The sequence below is a fragment of the Streptomyces sp. NPDC048277 genome (assembly GCF_040652235.1).
Classification (GTDB): domain Bacteria; phylum Actinomycetota; class Actinomycetes; order Streptomycetales; family Streptomycetaceae; genus Streptomyces.
This window is the reverse complement of the sequence record NZ_JBEZLQ010000001.1, coordinates 494,751-513,496: the sequence shown is the minus strand read 5'-3', so window position 1 is coordinate 513,496 and position 18,746 is coordinate 494,751. Positions and strand designations below refer to the sequence as shown.

20 protein-coding genes are annotated in these 18,746 nt (G+C 71.3%); 13 read left to right on the top strand and 7 right to left on the bottom strand.

The window, feature by feature from the left end:
* Positions 1-46 precede the first annotated feature (46 nt).
* The 3 genes from deoC to AB0D85_RS02410 are packed head-to-tail and all read left to right on the top strand — an operon-like array spanning position 47 to position 3,334.
* Complete coding sequence (gene deoC / locus AB0D85_RS02420; protein WP_362313456.1) at positions 47-1,000, top strand: deoxyribose-phosphate aldolase; 954 nt, start codon at positions 47-49, stop codon at positions 998-1,000.
* Positions 1,001-1,020: 20 nt separating this feature from the next.
* Positions 1,021-2,457, top strand: coding sequence for an aldehyde dehydrogenase family protein (locus AB0D85_RS02415; protein ID WP_362312563.1), 1,437 nt, complete (start codon positions 1,021-1,023; stop codon positions 2,455-2,457).
* Positions 2,450-3,334 carry an aldehyde dehydrogenase family protein gene (locus tag AB0D85_RS02410; RefSeq protein ID WP_362312561.1) on the top strand — a complete coding sequence of 295 codons (885 nt, stop codon included), beginning with the start codon at positions 2,450-2,452 and terminating at the stop codon, positions 3,332-3,334. The genes AB0D85_RS02415 and AB0D85_RS02410 overlap by 8 nt, the downstream gene beginning before the upstream one ends.
* Before the next feature lie 84 nt (positions 3,335-3,418).
* Here the strand turns inward: AB0D85_RS02410 and AB0D85_RS02405 are convergent, their stop codons facing one another.
* Positions 3,419-3,823: a hypothetical protein gene (locus AB0D85_RS02405; protein ID WP_362312559.1), complete on the bottom strand. Its 405-nt coding sequence runs from the start codon at positions 3,821-3,823 to the stop codon at positions 3,419-3,421.
* Positions 3,824-3,950: 127 nt separating this feature from the next.
* Here AB0D85_RS02405 and AB0D85_RS02400 point away from each other — a divergent pair, with 127 nt between their 5' ends.
* Positions 3,951-4,592, top strand: a complete 642-nt coding sequence (locus AB0D85_RS02400; RefSeq protein WP_362312557.1) for a uridine kinase — start codon at positions 3,951-3,953, stop codon at positions 4,590-4,592.
* Between the two features lie 274 nt (positions 4,593-4,866).
* Here the strand turns inward: AB0D85_RS02400 and AB0D85_RS02395 are convergent, their stop codons facing one another.
* Entirely contained in the window at positions 4,867-5,613 is a 747-nt protein-coding gene (locus tag AB0D85_RS02395) for a SigE family RNA polymerase sigma factor (protein WP_362312555.1), read from the bottom strand.
* A gap of 265 nt (positions 5,614-5,878) precedes the next feature.
* Between AB0D85_RS02395 and afsQ1 the strand changes: the two genes are divergently transcribed.
* The 5 genes from afsQ1 (at position 5,879) to AB0D85_RS02370 (ending at position 9,772) form a co-directional block, all read left to right on the top strand.
* Entirely contained in the window at positions 5,879-6,556 is a 678-nt protein-coding gene (gene afsQ1 / locus AB0D85_RS02390; RefSeq protein ID WP_177232965.1) for a two-component system response regulator AfsQ1, read from the top strand.
* Positions 6,557-6,597: 41 nt separating this feature from the next.
* Positions 6,598-8,109: a HAMP domain-containing sensor histidine kinase gene (locus tag AB0D85_RS02385; protein WP_362312553.1), complete on the top strand. Its 1,512-nt coding sequence runs from the start codon at positions 6,598-6,600 to the stop codon at positions 8,107-8,109.
* Positions 8,109-8,753 (top strand): hypothetical protein, encoded by a 645-nt coding sequence (locus AB0D85_RS02380; protein WP_362312552.1) that lies wholly within the window; start codon positions 8,109-8,111, stop codon positions 8,751-8,753. Before AB0D85_RS02385 ends, AB0D85_RS02380 begins: the two co-directional genes overlap by 1 nt.
* Before the next feature lie 174 nt (positions 8,754-8,927).
* A complete protein-coding gene (locus tag AB0D85_RS02375) occupies positions 8,928-9,479 on the top strand; it encodes a VanZ family protein (protein WP_362312550.1) in 552 nt (183 codons plus the stop codon).
* Between the two features lie 95 nt (positions 9,480-9,574).
* Positions 9,575-9,772, top strand: a complete 198-nt coding sequence (locus AB0D85_RS02370) for a PspC domain-containing protein (RefSeq protein WP_362312549.1) — start codon at positions 9,575-9,577, stop codon at positions 9,770-9,772.
* A gap of 76 nt (positions 9,773-9,848) precedes the next feature.
* Here the strand turns inward: AB0D85_RS02370 and AB0D85_RS02365 are convergent, their stop codons facing one another.
* Together AB0D85_RS02365 and AB0D85_RS02360 are read right to left on the bottom strand one after the other, a co-directional pair.
* The gene (locus AB0D85_RS02365) at positions 9,849-10,202 is read right to left on the bottom strand and encodes an ATP-binding protein (protein ID WP_362312547.1); all 354 of its coding nucleotides are present in this window, start codon (positions 10,200-10,202) and stop codon (positions 9,849-9,851) included.
* Between the two features lie 151 nt (positions 10,203-10,353).
* Entirely contained in the window at positions 10,354-11,511 is a 1,158-nt protein-coding gene (locus AB0D85_RS02360; protein WP_362312546.1) for an adenosine deaminase, read from the bottom strand.
* A gap of 123 nt (positions 11,512-11,634) precedes the next feature.
* Here AB0D85_RS02360 and AB0D85_RS02355 point away from each other — a divergent pair, with 123 nt between their 5' ends.
* Complete coding sequence (locus AB0D85_RS02355; RefSeq protein WP_362312545.1) at positions 11,635-12,399, top strand: alpha/beta hydrolase; 765 nt, start codon at positions 11,635-11,637, stop codon at positions 12,397-12,399.
* A 100-nt stretch (positions 12,400-12,499) separates the two neighbouring features.
* Here AB0D85_RS02355 and AB0D85_RS02350 read toward each other — a convergent pair whose 3' ends face one another.
* Positions 12,500-13,453: a LysR family transcriptional regulator gene (locus tag AB0D85_RS02350; RefSeq protein WP_362312543.1), complete on the bottom strand. Its 954-nt coding sequence runs from the start codon at positions 13,451-13,453 to the stop codon at positions 12,500-12,502.
* Positions 13,454-13,515: 62 nt separating this feature from the next.
* On the opposite strand from AB0D85_RS02350, the gene AB0D85_RS02345 reads away from it, so the two are divergent.
* Both AB0D85_RS02345 and AB0D85_RS02340 read left to right on the top strand, forming a co-directional pair.
* A complete protein-coding gene (locus AB0D85_RS02345; protein ID WP_362312541.1) occupies positions 13,516-14,784 on the top strand; it encodes an MFS transporter in 1,269 nt (422 codons plus the stop codon).
* Positions 14,785-14,998: 214 nt separating this feature from the next.
* A complete protein-coding gene (locus AB0D85_RS02340) occupies positions 14,999-16,012 on the top strand; it encodes a sigma-70 family RNA polymerase sigma factor (protein WP_362312540.1) in 1,014 nt (337 codons plus the stop codon).
* Here the strand turns inward: AB0D85_RS02340 and AB0D85_RS02335 are convergent.
* On the bottom strand, positions 15,896-16,222 hold the full coding sequence (locus tag AB0D85_RS02335; RefSeq protein WP_362313452.1) for an STAS domain-containing protein: 327 nt from the start codon (positions 16,220-16,222) through the stop codon (positions 15,896-15,898). The genes AB0D85_RS02340 and AB0D85_RS02335 overlap by 117 nt on opposite strands.
* Before the next feature lie 224 nt (positions 16,223-16,446).
* Here AB0D85_RS02335 and AB0D85_RS02330 point away from each other — a divergent pair, with 224 nt between their 5' ends.
* The gene (locus AB0D85_RS02330; RefSeq protein ID WP_362312539.1) at positions 16,447-17,367 is read left to right on the top strand and encodes an AEC family transporter; all 921 of its coding nucleotides are present in this window, start codon (positions 16,447-16,449) and stop codon (positions 17,365-17,367) included.
* 29 nt (positions 17,368-17,396) lie between these two features.
* Here the strand turns inward: AB0D85_RS02330 and AB0D85_RS02325 are convergent, their stop codons facing one another.
* Positions 17,397-18,680 (bottom strand): thymidine phosphorylase, encoded by a 1,284-nt coding sequence (locus AB0D85_RS02325; RefSeq protein ID WP_362312538.1) that lies wholly within the window; start codon positions 18,678-18,680, stop codon positions 17,397-17,399.
* Between the last annotated feature and the right edge of the window lie 66 nt (positions 18,681-18,746).

Below are 18,746 nucleotides of genomic sequence, written 5' to 3'. Positions count from 1 at the left end.
CGGGGTGTACAGCCGCTACGCGCGTAGATATGCTCGGCTGGTGACCATGCCCACCACCGCACCCCACGCACTTGCTGACGTCACCGCGTCCGACAGCACGCTGCGCCGCTTCCTCCACGGGCTGCCCGGCGTCGACGCGGTCGGCCTGGAGGCGCGTGCCGCCTCGCTCGGCACCCGTTCCATCAAGACCACCGCGAAGGCGTACGCCATCGACCTCGCCATCTCGATGGTCGACCTGACGACGCTGGAAGGCGCGGACACCCCGGGCAAGGTCCGGGCGCTCGGCGCCAAGGCGGTCCACCCGGACCCGACGGACCGTACGACCCCCGCCACGGCCGCCGTCTGCGTCTACCCCGACATGGTGGCCGTCGCCAAGGAGGCCGTCGCCGGCTCGTCCGTCAAGGTCGCCTCCGTCGCCACCGCCTTCCCGGCCGGCCGCGCCGCGCTGGACGTGAAGCTGGCCGACGTGCGCGACGCCGTCGGCGCGGGCGCCGACGAGATCGACATGGTCATCGACCGCGGCGCGTTCCTCGCGGGCAAGTACCTGAAGGTGTACGACGAGATCACCGCCGTACGCGAAGCCTGCGGGACCGCGGCCCGGCTCAAGGTCATCTTCGAGACCGGCGAGCTGTCGACGTACGACAACATCCGCCGCGCCTCCTGGCTCGGCATGCTCGCGGGCGCCGACTTCATCAAGACGTCCACCGGCAAGGTCGCCGTCAACGCCACCCCCGCGAACACCCTCCTGATGCTGGAGGCGGTGCGCGACTTCCGCGCCCAGACCGGCGTCCAGGTCGGCGTGAAGCCCGCCGGCGGCATCCGGACCAGCAAGGACGCGATCAAGTTCCTGGTCCTCGTGAACGAGACCGCGGGTGCGGACTGGCTGGACAACCACTGGTTCCGCTTCGGCGCCTCCTCGCTCCTGAACGACCTGCTGATGCAGCGTCAGAAGCTGGCCACCGGCCGCTACTCCGGCCCCGACTACGTGACGGTGGACTGATCACCATGGCCAAGGAAAAGATGACCACCGCATTCGAGTACGCACCGGCGCCCGAGTCCCGCTCCGTCGTCGACATCGCGCCCTCCTACGGCCTCTTCATCGACGGCGAGTTCACGGACGCGGCCGACGGCAAGGTCTTCAAGACGGTCAGCCCCTCCACCGAAGAGGTTCTCTCCGAGGTGGCCCGGGCCGGTGCCGAGGACGTCGAGCGTGCCGTGAAGGCCGCCCGCAAGGCCTTCGAGAAGTGGTCGGCGCTGCCGGGCGCCGAGCGGGCCAAGTACCTGTTCCGTATCGCCCGGATCATCCAGGAGCGCAGCCGCGAGCTGGCCGTCCTCGAAACCCTCGACAACGGCAAGCCGATCAGGGAGACCCGCGACGCGGACCTCCCCCTGGTCGCCGCGCACTTCTTCTACTACGCGGGCTGGGCCGACAAGCTCGACCACGCCGGCTACGGCGCGGACCCGCGCCCCCTCGGGGTCGCCGGCCAGGTCATCCCCTGGAACTTCCCCCTCCTGATGCTGGCCTGGAAGATCGCCCCGGCGCTGGCGACGGGCAACACCGTCGTACTCAAGCCGGCGGAGACCACCCCGCTGTCGGCGTTGTTCTTCGCGGACATCTGCCGCCAGGCGGGTCTCCCGAAGGGCGTCGTCAACATCCTTCCCGGCTACGGCGACGCGGGCGCCGCGCTGGTCGCCCACCCCGACGTGAACAAGGTCGCCTTCACCGGCTCCACCGCCGTCGGCAAGGAGATCGCGCGGACCGTCGCGGGCACCCGCAAGAAGCTCACCCTCGAACTGGGCGGCAAGGGCGCCAACATCGTCTTCGACGACGCCCCCATCGACCAGGCGGTGGAGGGGATCGTCACCGGGATCTTCTTCAACCAGGGCCAGGTCTGCTGCGCGGGCTCCCGCCTCCTCGTCCAGGAGTCGATCCACGACGAGCTGCTGGAGTCGTTGAAGCGCCGTCTGTCGACGCTCCGCCTCGGCGACCCGCTGGACAAGAACACGGACCTCGGCGCGATCAACTCCGCCGAGCAGCTGGCCCGGATCACCGCGCTCGCCGACCAGGGCGCGGCGGAGGGCGCCGAGCGCTGGTCCCCGGCCTGCGAACTCCCGTCCGCCGGCTACTGGTTCGCCCCGACGCTCTTCACGAACGTCACCCAGGCGCACACGATCGCGCGGGACGAGATCTTCGGTCCGGTCCTGTCCGTCCTGACCTTCCGTACGCCCGACGAGGCCGTCGCCAAGGCCAACAACACCCAGTACGGCCTCTCGGCGGGCATCTGGACCGAGAAGGGATCGAGGATCCTCGCCGTGGCCAACAAGCTGCGCGCGGGTGTCGTCTGGTCCAACACGTTCAACAAGTTCGACCCGACGTCGCCGTTCGGCGGTTACAAGGAGTCGGGCTTCGGCCGCGAGGGCGGTCGCCACGGCCTGGAGGCGTACCTCGATGTCTGACCGACTCAGTGTGTTGAAGACCTACAAGCTGTACGTCGGCGGGAAGTTCCCGCGTTCCGAGAGCGGCCGGGTGTACGAGGTGACGGACTCGAAGGGCAACTGGCTGGCCAACGCACCGCAGTCCAGCCGCAAGGACGCCCGGGACGCGGTCGTCGCCGCGCGCAAGGCGTTCGGCGGCTGGTCCGGCGCCACGGCCTACAACCGGGGCCAGGTCCTCTACCGCGTCGCGGAGATGCTGGAGGGCCGCCGGGACCAGTTCGTGCGCGAGGTCGCCGACGCGGAGGGCCTCGGCAAGTCCAAGGCGGCCGCTGTCGTCGACGCGACGATCGACCGCTGGGTCTGGTACGCGGGCTGGACCGACAAGATCGCCCAGGTGGTCGGCGGCGGCAACCCGGTCGCGGGCCCGTTCTTCAACCTCTCCTCCCCCGAGCCGACGGGCGTGGTGGCCGTCCTGGCCCCGCAGGAGTCGTCGTTCCTGGGCCTGGTGTCGGTGCTCGCGCCCGTGATCGCGACCGGCAACACGGCGGTCGTCGTCGCGAGCGAGAAGTCCCCGCTCCCGGCGCTCTCCCTCGCCGAGGTCCTCGCCACCTCCGACGTGCCCGGCGGAGTCGTCAACGTCCTCTCCGGCCGTACGGCGGAGATCGCGGCGCCCCTCGCCGCCCACCAGGACGTCAACGCGATCGACCTGGCGGGGGCGGACGAGGTGCTGGCGAAGGAGCTGGAGGTCGCGGCGGCCGACAACCTGAAGCGCGTGCTGCGTCCACAGGCTGTGGATTACTCCGGGACTCCGGGGACCGAGCGGCTGACGGCGTTCCTGGAGACGAAGACGGTGTGGCACCCGACGGGGGCGCTGGGAGCGTCCGGTTCGTCGTACTGACCTGGTTGGCCCCTGCGAGTGGGGAACTGCGGGCCGTTCGTGGCTGGTCGCGCAGTTCCTCCCCCAGCGCCCCTTGCGGGGCGCTCAGCTCCCGGCGCCTCCGAGGATCTGTCCCACCACCGGAAGCGACCCGATCGACGGCGCCTGTGCCAGCGGTCCCGTCAGCATCTTCGACGTCAGCGGCTTGAAGTCGGCCAGCTGGGTTCCGACGCCGTTGTCCAGCGGGTCCACGCCCGTCCCCGCAAGGGGGTTGGGCTTGAGGCCCGCCACCGGCCCCGTGACATACGGCAGTACACCGCCCAGCGCCTGCATGCCCGCCTGCGGGTCGATCCGGCCGAGCGAGGTGGGCCGGGTGCGCACCACGTCCAGCACGGGCTGGGTGTCCGCCGCGGCTGTCGCGGCGCCCGCTCCCAGCGCCACTCCGGCGGTCGCGAGGGCGAACAGCGCGCGTTGGGCCGTCGGATTCGGGGAGGACGCGTGTCGGGACATCGCTGGTGCCACCTTCTGGTGCGCAGGGTAATGAGAACGGCACACAGGGTAGTTGAGGTGTGACTCACGCTCCAAAGCCGACCCGCGGGGTCGGCAGGAGGCCCACCATGCGTCAAACTGGTGTTCCGTGAGCATTCATCCTCCGTCCTCCGCCCGTGTCGTGCTGCTGTGCGGCCCCTCGGGCTCGGGCAAGTCACTCGTCGCAGCCCGTTCCGGGCTTCCCGTCCTGCGCCTCGACGACTTCTACAAGGAGGGCGTCGACCCGACCCTGCCGCTGGTGGCGGGGAGTTCGGACATCGACTGGGACCACCCGGAGTCCTGGGACGCGGAGGTCGCGGTCGCGGCCATCGGCCGGCTGTGCGCCACGGGCTCGGCGCCCGTACCGGTGTACGACATATCGCTGAGCGCCCGTACCGGCGAGGAGACGCTGCACATCGGCCGCGCCCCGCTGTTCATCGCGGAGGGCATCTTCGCCGCCGAGATCGTGGAGCGCTGCCGCGAGCTGGGGCTCCTGGCCGACGCGCTCTGTCTGAGCCGGGGCCCGGTGAAGACCTTCCGGCGCCGTTTCCTGCGCGACCTCAAGGAGGGCCGCAAGTCGGTGCCGTTCCTGCTGCGCCGCGGCTGGCGGCTGATGCGGGCCGAGCGCACGATCGTGAGCCGCCAGGTGTCCCTGGGCGCGCATCCGTGCGACCGGGACGAGGCGCTGGGCCGGATGGCGGCGGCCGCGGTGGGCCGGCAGACCCGGGACCGGACACAGGCACCGGCGTAACAGCCGTAGCAAGGAAGCAGAAAGAAGCAGAAGAAAGCGGAAGAAAGCCGGAAGGCGCAGAAATAAAGCGGGACTGGATGGACCCCCCGGCCCTCCAGTCCCGCTCCCCCGTTGCTCCGCCGAACACCCCCGTGTCCCCCGTGGCGGAGCTCCCCCGTGCTTTCCCCCAGGTCCCCCCGGACCCGTTTTCCCCCGTGAGTCCCCCCGGACCCTCCCCCAGGTCCCCCGTTTCCCCCGGTTTCCCCCGTCAGGATCCCCCCGGATCCCCTTACCTTCAGGCGACGAGCTCCCCGAAGGCGTTCTCCTCGTCACGGCCGAAGCTGAGGACCTCGTCCTCGCGCAGCCGGCGGAGCGACCGCCAGATGCTGGACTTCACCGTGCCGACACTGATGTCGAGGATCTCCGCGATCTCCGGGTCCGTGCGGCCCTCGTAGTAGCGCAGGACCAGCATGGTGCGCTGGAGTTCGGGGAGCCGGGCGAGCGCCTGCCACAGGACCGCGCGCAGCTCCGTGCCGCTCATCGCGTCCGTGTCGCCGGGCGTCTCCGGCAGTTCCTCGGTCGGGTACTCGTTGAGCTTGCGGCGCCGCCAGGCGCTGATGTGCAGGTTGGTCATGGTCCGGCGCAGGTAGCCGCCGACGGCCGCCTTGTCGCTGATCCGGTCCCACGCCTTGTACGTCGAGAACAGCGCGCTCTGCAGCAGGTCCTCGGCCTCGTAGCGGTCGCCGGTCAGGTGGTAGGCGGTCGCGTACAGGGAGGCGCGGCGCTCCTGGACGTAGGCGGTGAACTCCGCCTCGGTCAGCGAGCGGCGCTCCCCCGTGTCCTCCCCGTATGCGGATCCCCCGGTTCCCCCGTGCGCTTCCCCCGTGAAGCCGTCAACCACCGTCATGTAACCGGTGTGCTGACGTCCGGTGCCGCGAGCGCACCCCCGCCCGTTCACGGCACCGGACTTCTCGGAACCCCGGTGCACGTCGTGCAGACGCGTGATCACTGCGCTGGTGCTGTGGCTGATCAGCGTGTTCATCTCGCGCCCCCCGTCGTGGACTTCCGGTAGTTCGGCTTGCCCAGGCTCCGTGTCGCTCGCTCTGTTCCGCTCGCTCGCTTGCCTGTGACGAGAACTCTGCCGGGCCACCTTCACGGCCGTATCCGCCGACTGTCACAGACCTGTCACAGGGGTCCGGTACAGAGAGTCGACAGCGGATGCACAGGTCGTGGCGCTATGGAGGTTTACGGACAGCTCCGAGCCGCACAGGTCGTACGACAGCCCCCGCATGGGCCAGAATGAGCCCGTGCCTTCCCTGTTGCTGATCGAGGACGACGACGCCATCCGCACGGCCCTGGAGCTCTCTCTGACCCGCCAGGGACACCGGGTGGCCACCGCTGCGACCGGTGAGGACGGTCTGAAGCTGTTGCGCGAGCAGCGGCCCGATCTGATCGTCCTCGACGTCATGCTGCCCGGCATCGACGGGTTCGAGGTGTGCCGGCGCATCCGGCGCACGGACCAGTTGCCGATCATTCTGCTGACCGCGCGCAGTGATGACATCGACGTGGTGGTGGGCCTGGAGTCCGGGGCCGACGACTATGTCGTCAAGCCGGTCCAGGGCCGGGTGCTCGACGCCCGGATCCGGGCCGTGCTGCGGCGCGGGGAGCGGGAGTCCACCGACTCGGCGACGTTCGGCAACGTCGTCATCGACCGTTCCGCGATGACCGTGACGAAGAACGGCGAGGATCTGCAGCTCACGCCGACGGAGCTGCGGCTGCTGCTCGAACTGAGCCGGCGGCCGGGGCAGGCGCTGTCCCGCCAGCAGCTGCTGCGGCTGGTCTGGGAGCACGACTACCTCGGTGACTCCCGGCTGGTGGACGCGTGTGTGCAGCGGCTGCGCGCCAAGGTGGAGGACGTGCCCTCGTCCCCGACCCTGATCCGTACCGTGCGTGGTGTCGGCTACCGCCTGGACGCCCCTCAGTGACGGACCGGCAAGAGGGTTTCCGGGGCTGGGCCTCGGATCGCATGGGAGCCGTGTCCCGGCTGCGCTTCACCAGTCTGCGGCTGCGTCTTGTCGTCGTCTTCGGCCTGGTGGCGCTCACCGCCGCCGTGTCCGCGTCCGGCATCGCGTACTGGCTCAACCGCGAGGCCGTGCTCACCCGTACCCAGGACGCGGTGCTGCGCGACTTCCAGCAGGAGATGCAGAACCGGGCCGGCGCGCTGCCCGTCCATCCCACCCAGGACGAACTCCAGCGCACGGCCTGGCAGATGGCCGGCAGCAGTCAGCGCTTCAGTGTGCTGCTGGTCGGCGAGGACACCAACGGCAAGACGGTGTACGGCAATTCGGGCGGGCTCAGCGGGTTCGCGCTCGACGACGTGCCGACCTCCCTGCGCAAGGCCGTCGACAGACAGCAGAAGGTGACCGAGAGCAACACCTCGGCGTACCACCTGTACTGGCAGCGGGTCGTCGACCACGGGACGCCGTATCTGGTCGCCGGGACGCGGCTGATCGGCGGCGGGCCGACCGGCTACATGATGAAGTCCCTGGAGCCGGAGGCGAAGGACCTCAACTCGCTGGCCTGGTCGCTGGGGATCGCGACCGGACTGGCGCTGATCGGCTCCGCGCTGCTGGCGCAGGCCGCCGCCACGACCGTGCTGAAGCCCGTGCACCGCCTCGGAGTCGCCGCCCGGCGGCTCGGCGAGGGCAAGCTGGACACCCGGCTGAGGGTCTCCGGGACCGACGAACTCGCCGATCTCTCACGGACGTTCAACGACGCGGCCGAGGCGCTGGAGAAACGGGTCGACGACATGGCCGCGCGGGACGAGGCGTCCCGGCGGTTCGTCGCCGACATGAGCCATGAGCTGCGGACCCCGCTCACCGCGATCACCGCCGTGACGGAGATCCTGGAGGAGGAGCTGGAGGCGGAGTCGGGGTCGATGGACCCGATGATCGAGCCCGCGGTCCGGCTGGTCGTCAGCGAGACGCGCCGCCTCAACGACCTCGTCGAGAACCTCATGGAGGTCACCCGCTTCGACGCCGGTACGGCACGGCTGGTCCTCGACGACGTCGACCTCGCCGACCAGATCACCGCCTGCATCGACGCCCGCGCCTGGCTGGACGCGGTGGACCTGGACGCCGAGCGCGGCATCCACGCCCGCCTCGACCCGCGCCGCCTCGACGTGATCCTCGCCAACCTCATCGGCAACGCGCTCAAGCACGGCGGTTCGCCGGTGCGCGTCTCCGTGCGCATCGACGGCGACGACCTGGTCATCGCCGTGCGCGACCACGGTCCTGGCATCCCCGAGGACGTCCTGCCGCACGTGTTCGACCGGTTCTACAAGGCCAGCGCCTCCCGGCCGCGCTCCGAGGGCAGTGGCCTGGGCCTGTCCATCGCGACGGAGAACGCCCGTATCCACGGCGGCTCGATCACCGCCGCCAACTCCCCCGAGGGCGGTGCGGTGTTCACGCTCCGGCTGCCCCGGGACGCCTCGGAACTGGCCGAGGAGACCAAGGACGGCGGGGCGAAGGACGCGTGATGCAGGTACGGAGACTTCCGGCCCTACGACCGGCCGTACGGCGGCGGGGCGGCCGGCTGCTGGCGGTAGCCGGGCTCGGGCTCGCGCTCGCCGGGTGCGGGATCCGGGCGACCGAGGTGCCGACCGACTTCGGCGGGGCGCCCTCGCGGGTGCCGTGCTCGATGACCCAGCCGGATCTGTCGGCGCAGGACGCGCGGGGGGTGCCGGTGCAGGTGTTCCTGCTGTGCGGCTCCTCGCTGGTGACCGTCGACCGGGAGGTGCGGGTGCCGGACGGTACGGCGGACGCGCAACGCCGGGTGATCGTCGCGCAGGGGCTGCTGGACCAGCTCGCCGAGTCGCCGTCGGCCGCCGAGAAGGAGGCCGGTTACACGACGTACGTGCGGGGCGGGATGAGCGTCGTCGGGCCGCGGGCCGGGGACCCCGACGACACGCTGCGGCTGAGCACGTCGCCGCCGCAGCTGACGTCGTACGCGCTGGCCCAGATCGTCTGCACGCTGTCCGACTCGGCGGCGGCGGAGGGGGACGGGTCGGTGATCCTGGGCGGGCCGGGGACGGAGTCGTTGCGGCGGTACGAGTGCACGGATTCCGTGCGGAACTCTCCGAGTGGGAACCGGCCGCCGTCCACCGAGGTTGCTTCCGGGTGAGGGGTGTTTGGGCGCCTCATGGGGTGCCACCTTGGGTTGTGCGGCGAGTGCGAGCCGGTGGGGGCTGGTCGCGCAGTTCCCCGCGCCCCTGACGGGGCGCCTTGCGTGGCGTGTGTTTGAGGCCTCACTCCTCTATCCGGAACCGATCGTGTGCGCGGGCGCGTCTACGGGGGCGTGCAGCGTCAAGGCTCCATCGGCGGCAGCGCCGCGATCCGCGTCCGTGTGACAGGGGGTGTCCTCCTTGTCGCACATCTCGCGTTCGTCGCCTGGCTGATGCTGCGGCCGCTGGACGTGCCCTGGGTGATGCCCGCCAACCTGCACCCGTTCGCCGGGATCCGCGCCGACCTGGCGCTGGGCTGGCGCGAGGCGGCGCACCGGATCGGGGAGGGGCTCGCGCTGCTCGCCCCGCTGGGCGTGCTGCTGCCGATGGTCCACGGCAGACTCGACGCCTCCCCGCTCGGCTCCCTGATCCGTACGGCCACCGCGGGCGCCCTGATCTCGCTGGGCATCGCCCTGCTGCAGACGGGGGTGCCCGGCCGGGTGGTGGACGTCGACTCGATCCTGCTGAACACGACCGGTGTGGTGCTGGCCCATCTCGCCGTGGTGCCGGCGGGCCGGTCCTGGCTGCGCCGCAGGGGGGAGCGGGTGGGGCGTACGGCCGTACCGCAGGAGGAGGCGGCTCAGGGTCGTACCCCGACGATTCCCAGGGTCGGGATCGCCCCGTAGAGCGACGCTTCGCCCCGGTTCGTCACCGTAGCGTGGAGGGCAGATGAGGGGCCGCATGGGCCGCCTCGCACCGGACGCTCATGAAGGAGCCGCAGATGTCCAGCCTCGCCCGCCCCACCCATGGCCGCATGATCGGCGGAGTGTGCGCCGCGCTGGCCCGGCGCTTCGGTACGTCCGCGACGACGATGCGGGTGATCTTCCTGCTGTCCTGTCTGCTGCCGGGCCCGCAGTTCCTGCTCTACATAGCGCTGTGGATCCTCCTCCCCTCGGAGGAGAAGGCCTCGGCCTGGTAGTTCCCCGGTACGACAACGCCGTTGGGGCGCCCCGGTCGGATCCGGGGCGCCCCAACGGCGTTGCTCGGGCGGGGGGTCAGCCGAGCGGGATCCCGTTGACCGGCAGGCCGTGCGTGGGCAGGCCCTGGATCGGCAGGCCGCCGAGCAGGCCGGCGACGGGCTTGGTCGGGCCGGCGGCGAGGAGCTGCCCGACGGCGGGCTGGGCGGCGGCAAGACCGGCACCGACGGCGGACTGCCCCTGCTGGACGGCCTCACCGGCACCCGGCAGGGCCTTGGAGACGTTCTCGGCCGGCAGCGTCTTGGTGACGGTGCCCAGGGCCTGCGTGGCGTCCGGGACGGCCGGGGCCGCGTTGGCCGCGCCCGCGCCGGCGGCGGCGAAGGCGGCACCGAGGGCGGCGACACCGAGGGTCTTGGCAGCAGACTGCTTCATCGTTGATGCGTCCTTGGAATGCGGTGACGGGGATCGATAACACGCTGAGCGGTCCACGACCGTAAACACGGCGGACCGCCCGCCGCAAACACCGAAATGCGGACGAATTGTGAACGCCCGTCCGCATTCCGCGCCCCGTCCGGACGCCGAATCAGCCCTCCTGATCGACAGAACCGCTGGTGGAGGCGGTCTGCCGGAACAGCCATTCGGATTTCAGCTCCGCATAACCCGGCTTGACGACGTCATTGATCATGGCCAGCCGTTCATCGAAAGGAATGAACGCTGATTTCATCGCATTGACGGAGAACCACTGCAGGTCGTCGAGCGTGTAACCGAACGCCTCGACGAGATGCTCGAATTCCCGGCTCATGCTGGTCCCGGACATCAGCCGGTTGTCCGTGTTCACCGTGGCCCGGAAGTGCAGCCGGCGCAGCAGCCCGATGGGGTGCCCGGTGTACGAGTCGGCGGCCCCCGTCTGGAGGTTGGAGCTGGGGCACAGCTCCAGCGGGATCCGCTTGTCGCGGACGTACGACGCCAGCCGGCCGAGCTTGACCGTGCCGTCCTCGTGGATCTGGATGTCGTCGATGATCCGCACCCCGTGCCCGAGCCGGTCGGCGCCGCACCACTGGAGGGCCTGCCAGATGGACGGCAGCCCGAAGGCCTCGCCTGCGTGGATGGTGAAGTGGTTGTTCTCGCGCTTGAGGTACTCGAAGGCGTCGAGGTGCCGGGTGGGCGGGTAGCCGGCCTCGGCGCCGGCGATGTCGAAGCCGACGACACCCAGGTCCCGGTAGCGGTTGGCGAGTTCGGCGATCTCCAGGGAGCGGGCCGCGTGCCGCATGGCGGTGAGCAGGGCGCCCACCCGGATCCGGTGGCCGCTCTCCCGGGCGAGGGCCTCGCCCTGCCGGAAGCCCTCGTTGACGGCCTCGACGACCTCTTCGAGGGACAGGCCCTGTTCGAGGTGCTGCTCGGGCGCGTAGCGCACCTCGGCGTAGACGACGCCGTCCTCGGCGAGGTCCTCGGCGCACTCGCGGGCCACCCGGATCAGCGCGTCCCGGGTCTGCATCACGCCGACGGTGTGCGAGAACGTCTCCAGATACCGCTCCAGCGAGCCGGAGTCGGCGGCCTCGCGGAACCAGATGCCGAGTTTGTCCGGGTCGGTCTCGGGGAGCTGGGCGTACCCGCTCTCCCGGGCCAGGTCGGCGACGGTGCCGGGACGCAGGCCGCCGTCCAGGTGGTCGTGCAGCAGAACCTTCGGTGCCCGGCGGATCTGGTCCGGCGTCGGGATGTTCTCGGTGCTCTGGCTCGTCATTTTCGCACTCTAACTCCTACGCGCGTAGATCGCTCGGAGTCACGCTGTTTGCCCAGGCGCCGATACGTAACGGTGACCGCACGGACCGGTGGCGTATACCGCTTCTTCTGACACTGTTCTGTCATGGCACAGCAAGCGACGCCGGTCCGAACGGCCAGACTGGGCAGGGCAGTCGGCCAGGAGCCGACGACGGCGACCGGGGCGGTCCTGCTGCTCCCGGGCGGCGAGGAGGTCTCCGAGCGCAGACCGTCCCCCGTATGGGCGACGGGTCTCGTCCGCGCGCTCGGCCGCCGGCTCGCCCGGGACGGCCGCGGCGAGGGACTGGCCGCGCACCTCGTCCACTACCGCTATCGCGGCTGGAACGGCAGCGAGGCGCACCCCGCCGGGGACGCGAGCTGGGCGGCCGACGAGGTGGTACGCCGGTACGGGGATGTGCCGGTGTGTCTGCTGGGCGTCGGCATGGGCGGCCGGGCCGCGCTGCACGCGGCGGGCCACGAGGCCGTCAACTGCGTCGTCTCCGTCGCCCCTTGGCTGCCGGAGGCGGATGTGGCGGTGCCCGAGGAACCGGTTCGGCAGCTGGCGGGGCGGCGGGTGCTGGTCGTGCACGGCACGAACGACGAACGGACCGATCCGGAGCTGTCGTTCCGGCTGGCGGCGCGGGCGAAGAAGGCGAACCGGGAGGTGTGCCGGTTCGAGGTGCACTCCGACGGACACGGGTTGCATCAGCACCGGGACGAAGTGCTCGCGCTGGCCTCGGACTTCGTGATGGGGGCGTTGTACGGGCATGCGGTGTCGCGGCCGGTGGAGGATGCGTTGGCTGCGCCGCCGCCGATCGGGTTGCGGATGCCACTTGCCGCAGGCTTCGGCCGGTCGCTCCGTAGGGGCTGATGATCGGTTTCGGGGTGCGGGTGCGTTGTGGCTGGTCGCGCAGTTCCTCCCCCAGCCTTCGGCCGGGGGTACCCCCAGCGCCCCTGAAGGGGCGCTGTCCCTAGGTGGGGAGCAGGTTGCCCTTTCTCGACAGCAAGAACTTCTTGAAGGCTGCCACTGGTGGGGTGTCCGGGTGGCCGTCCAGCCATGCGACCCCGATCTCTCTTGCCGCCCGTGGCGCTGTGACCGTCAACTCCGCAACCCCCGGGCGAGGAAAGGCCGGTGGGGGTAGCAGGGCAACCCCCAGCCCCGCCGCCACCAGGCCCCGCAAGGTCTCCGCCTCCTCCCCCTCGAAGGCGATGCGCGGCCTGAAGCCCGCCTCCTTGCACAGGTCGTCGGTGATGCGGCGGAGGCCGTAGCCGGGTTCCAGGGTCACGAAGGTCTCGTCGGCGGCCTCGGCCAGGCGGATGCGTTTGCGGGCGGCCAGCGGGTGGTCGACGGGGACCACCAGCCGGAGCTTCTGTTCGTCCAGTCGGCGGGCCACCAGGTCGGGCGCGTCCGGCACCGGGGACGTCAGGCACAGGTCCAGTTCCCCCGCCCGGAGTTTCTCGATCATCGCCTCGCCGTAGTTCTGGACGAGGCTGAAGCGGATGCGGGGGTGGTCGGCGCGGAAGGCCTGGAGGAGGCCGGGGACGGTCTCCACGCCCATCGTGTGCAGGAAGCCGAAGGCGACCTTGCCGGTGGTGGGGTCGGCGTCGGCGCGTACCTCGTCGGCGGCGCGCCGGACCTCGGCGAGGGCGCGCTCGACCGAGGTGAGGAAGGTGCGGCCCGCGGGGGTCAGGGAGACGGTGCGGCCGTGGCGGGTGAAGAGGTCGACGCCGAGGTCCTGCTCCAGGCGGGCCATCGCGCGCGAGAGGGTGGACTGGGGGACGTTGAGCTCCAGCGCGGCCCTGGTCACATGCTCCGTGCGGGCCACCCCGGCGAAGTACGCGAGGCGTGGAGCCAGCAACATCGTCATGTCTTCTGTGTCACTGGACGGTGACAGGCGCTCGGCTGACCTCTGTTGATGCATCACGGGAACGATTATGACGATTCCATGCATTGGACGGATGAAGGCGGGGTCCGTACGTTCGAAGCATGTCTCCCGCCAGTACCGGGGCGTCCACCACCCTGGACGCCGTCACGACCGTCCCCGCCTCCGACTCCCGGCTGACCCCGGGCGGCCCCGGCTACCGCCGGATGAGCTTCGCCCTCTTCCTCGCCGGTGTCGCGACCTTCGCCCTCCTCTACTCCACGCAGGCCCTGCTGCCGCTGATCTCGGACGGCTTCGGGGTGAGCGCGAGCGACGCGAGCTGGACGGTGGCGGCGGCGACCGGCGGCCTGGCGCTGTTCGTGCTCCCCATGAGCGCGCTCTCCGAGCGCTTCGGACGCCGTACGGTCATGACCGCCTCGCTGGCGGTGGCGGTGACCGTCGGACTGCTGGTCCCGTTCGCGCCCTCCCTGGGCGTGCTGGTGGTGCTGCGCGGCGTCCAGGGTGCGGCGCTGGCCGGTCTGCCTGCGTCGGCGACCGCGTATCTGGCGGAGGAGGTCCGTCCGAAGGCGCTGGTCACGGCGATCGGTCTGTTCGTCGCGGGCAACAGTGTCGGCGGGATGAGCGGCCGGGTCATCACCGGCTGGGTCGCGCAGGAGTGGGGCTGGCGGGTGGCCGTGGCGGCCATCGGGGTGATCGCCGTCGGCTGCGCGGTGGCCTTCCGGCTGCTGCTCCCCGCCCCGCGGCACTTCAAGGCGGGCTCGCTGCACCCGCGCCGGCTGCTCGGCACGGTCCGCGACCACCTGGCCGACCCGCTGCTGCGCCGCCTGTACGCGATCGGCGCGCTGTTCATGACCGTCTTCGGCGGTGTCTACACGGTGATCGGCTACCGCCTGACCGAGGAGCCCTTCTCGCTCCCCCAGGGCATCATCGGCTCGATCTTCCTGGTGTACCTGGTCGGCACGGTGTCGGCGTCGACGGCGGGCCGGCTCGTGGGCCGGCTGGGCCGCCGTGGGGCCCTGTACCTGGGCGGCGGCACGACGGCCGCCGGTCTCCTCCTCTCCCTGGCCGACTCGCTCCCCCTGGTCCTGCTGGGCCTCGTCCTGATCACCGCGGGCTTCTTCGCGGGCCACGCGGTGGCCTCCTCGGCGGTCAGCAAGACGGCGACCCACGGCCGGGCCCAGGCCTCGGCCCTCTACCAGTCCGCGTACTACATCGGCTCCAGCGCGGGCAGCACGGTCGGTGCGATGGCCTTCCACGCGAGCGGCTGGTCCGGCACGGTCGGGGTGGGACTGCTCGCGATCCTGGGCGTGGTGACGATCACGGTCCTGGGCTCGATGGCAGCCCGCAGGCAGACCCTGGCCAACGCCCACTGAAGCGCCCCGCCAGGGGCGCGGGGAACTGCGCGACAAGCCACGACGGCGCCGCACCCGCCCACGGACCGCACCACCCGAGTTCGTGGGCGCATCCCCGTCCCACCTGGACGTTTCCGAACTCCGGGCGCCTTTGTCAGTCCCCTGCGCTAGCTTTCAAGTGCTGGAGCGCAAAGGTGCGCGAACAGGAACGGCCACAGGGGTGGGTGGACGGAAGATGACCGACGGCACGGCGACGGCGGAGCTGGACGTCGCACTGGAGAAGCACCGGACCGAGCTGACCGGCTACTGCTACCGCATGCTCGGTTCCTCGTTCGAGGCCGAGGACGCCGTGCAGGACACGCTGGTGCGGGCCTGGCGGAGCTACGCCACCTTCGAGGGCCGCTCCAGCCTGCGGTCGTGGCTGTACCGGATCGCGACGAACGTGTGCCTGGACATGCTGAACGCGGGCAGCAAGCGCGCCCGCCCGATGGACCTCAGCGAGTCGACGCCGCTGGCCCAGGCGGCGCTGTCGCCCCGGCCCGACAACACCTGGCTGGAGCCGGTGCCGGACGCGCGCGTGCTGCCGACCGTGGACGACCCGGCGGAGGCGGCCGTGGCCAAGGAATCCATCCGGCTCGCCTTCATGGCCGCCCTGCAGCAGCTGCCGCCCAAGCAGCGGGTGGTGCTGATCCTGCGCGAGGTGCTGGCCTGGAAGGCGACCGAGGTCGCCGAGCTGCTCGGCACCTCGGTCGCGTCGGTCAACAGCGCGTTGCAGCGGGCCCGCGCCACGCTCGCCGAGCAGCGGCAGTCGGGGGCCGGCGCCGAGGTCTCCGACCCGCTCGACGAGGAGCAGCGGAAGCTCCTGGAGCGCTATGTCGCGGCCTTCGAGGGCTACGACATGGCCGCGCTCACGGCGCTCCTCCACGAGGACGCCATCATGACGATGCCGCCGTTCGACCTGTGGCTCACCGGCCACGACGACATCACCGGCTTCATGACCACCATCGGCTCGGCCTGCGAGGGCTCGCGGCTGTTCCCGGTCCAGGTCAACGGCCTGCCCGGGTTCGCCCAGTACAAGCCCGACCCGGACACCGGCGGCTGGAGCCCCTGGTCGATCCAGGTCCTGGAGATCTCAGACGGACGGCTGACCGGGTTCCACTTCTTCCTCGACACCAAGCGCTGGTTCCCGCTCTTCGGCCTCCCCCTCCACCTGGAGGCGAAGGCCGACGAAACGGAGGAGGGAGCGTAGGGCCGGGTCGGGGTCCCGCAGCCGGATCCCACCGCCGGCCCGGCGGGCCGCCAGCTCCAGCCGGGCCAGCAGGTCGACGGTGCCGAGCCCCGGCGGCCCGAGACCGCCCACGTCGCAGACGACGACCCGGGCCACGCCCGCCCCGAGCAGCTCACGCACGTCGTCGCAGAGCCCCGGCACCTCGTCCCTGGCGACGGGGCCGGACAGCATGAGTACGGCGGGGGGCACGGCATCCACGAACCGGTAGACCGCCGATGGTCCGGCAACTCATCGGTAAGGGCGACGCGTCCGCGTACGGTCGCGAAGATCACAAGGGTCACAACGTTGACCTGCGACTGACCGGACCCGAGGGTTAGGTGCATGCCCCACGGATCGCCTCACGGATCAGCACCGCCCCGGACAACCCGCGGTCTCCTCCCCCGTAAGGGGGTCCCGTGCAGGGGGTGTTGAGCGGCTTCGCGGTCATCGCGATCGTCATCGCCGTCGGCTACGCCCTCGGCCGCGGCGGCCACCTGGGCATGAACGGCCGCGAGGTGCTCACCAAGCTCGCCTTCCACGTCGCCTCCCCGGCGCTGCTCTTCACCACCCTCGCCAGGGCCGACCTCGCGGTGATCTTCTCCAGCCGCCTCCTGGTGACGGCCCTGAGCACGGCAGCGGCGGCGGGCGCGTTCGTGGCGGTGGGTGTCGGGCGCCACTGGGGCGTGGGCCGTACGACGATCGGTGCCCTGTGCTCCAGTTACGTCAACTCCGGCAACCTCGGCATCCCGATCGCGGTGTACGTCCTGGGCGACGCGTCCCTGGTGGCACCGGTGCTGCTCTTCCAGGTCGTCGTCCTCACCCCGGTCGCCCTGACGATCCTCGACCTGTCGGGCGGGGGCAGGAAGGGCCCGTGGTGGCACCGCCTGCTCACCCCGCTCCGCAACCCGATCGCCGTGGGCTCACTGTCCGGCGTCGCGGTCTCGGGGCTCGGGATCCATGTGCCCGGCCCGGTGATGGATCCCCTCACCCTGATCGGCAACATGTCCGTGCCGGCCGTCCTGCTCGCCTTCGGGATCTCCCTGCGGGGCAGCACGCTCCCCGGCCGGGGCCGCGAACGCGGACCGGTGTTCCTGTCCGTCGCGCTGAAGTCGGTGGGCCAGCCGCTGGTCGCCTGGGCCCTGGCATCGGCCGTCTTCGACCTGCACGGGGCGCCCCTGCTCGACGTGACGGTGACGTCGGCGCTCCCGGCCGCGCAGAACCTGTACACGTACGCCAGCACCTACCGGGTCGGCGAGGAACTGGCCCGGGACTCGATCCTGCTGTCGACGGTGCTGTCGGTGCCGGTGCTGGTGGTCGTGGCGGCGCTGCTGGGGTGACACCCCAGCAGCGCCGCACCGGACCCTCGTCAGGCGATGCGCTCCAGCACGACCGGCGACGCGGTGAAGGCCGTGCCCGCCGCCGCGATGTCGTACGACCCCTCGACCGACTGGAGCGCGTACTCGAAGCGCTCCGGGGTGTCCGTGTGGAGGGTGAGGAGGGGCTGGCCCGCGGTGACCGTGTCGCCGGGCTTGGCGTGCAGTTCGACGCCCGCCCCCGCCTGCACCGGGTCCTCCTTGCGGGCGCGGCCGGCGCCGAGCCGCCAGGCGGCGACGCCGATGTCGTACGCGTCCAGGCGGGTCAGGACACCGGACGAGGGAGCCGTGATCACGTGCTGCTCGCGCGCCACCGGCAGCTCCGCGTCCGGGTCGCCGCCCTGGGCCGCGATCATCCGGCGCCAGACGTCCATCGCCGAGCCGTCGGCCAGGGCCTTCGCCGGGTCCGCGTCCTTCACGCCGGCCGCGTCGAGCATCTCGCGGGCCAGGGCGATGGTCAGCTCGACGACGTCCGCCGGACCGCCGCCCGCCAGGACCTCCACCGACTCGCGGACCTCCAGGGCGTTGCCCGCCGTGAGGCCGAGGGGGGTGGACATGTCGGTGAGGAGCGCGACCGTCTTCACGCCGTGGTCGGTGCCGAGGCCCACCATGGTCGACGCCAGCTCGCGCGCGTCCTCGATGGTCTTCATGAAGGCGCCGGTGCCGACCTTCACGTCCAGGACCAGGGAGCCGGTGCCCTCGGCGATCTTCTTCGACATGATCGAGGAGGCGATCAGCGGGATCGCCTCGACCGTGCCGGTGACGTCGCGGAGCGCGTAGAGCTTCTTGTCGGCCGGGGCCAGGCCGTCGCCCGCCGCGCAGATCACCGCGCCGGTGGTGTCGAGGACGTGCAGCATCTCCTCGTTGGAGAGCAGGGCGCGCCAGCCGGGGATCGACTCCAGCTTGTCGAGGGTGCCGCCGGTGTGGCCGAGGCCGCGTCCGGAGAGCTGGGGGACGGCCGCGCCGCAGGCCGCCACGAGGGGCGCCAGCGGGAGGGTGATCTTGTCGCCGACGCCGCCGGTGGAGTGCTTGTCGGCGGTCGGGCGGGACAGCGTGGAGAAGTCCATGCGCTCGCCGGAGGCGATCATCGCGGCGGTCCAGCGGGCGATCTCGCGGCGGTTCATGCCGTTCAGGAGGATGGCCATCGCGAGCGACGACATCTGCTCGTCGGCGACCTCGCCGCGCGTGTACGCGTCGATGACCCAGTCGATCTGCTCGTCGGCGAGCTCACCGCGGTCCCGCTTGGTGCGGATGACGGAGATGGCGTCCATGGCCATGACGTTCCCTTCAAAGTGGTGCGAAGCGTACGGCCCCTCCGGGCGGCTGCCGACGGGCGACGGGCG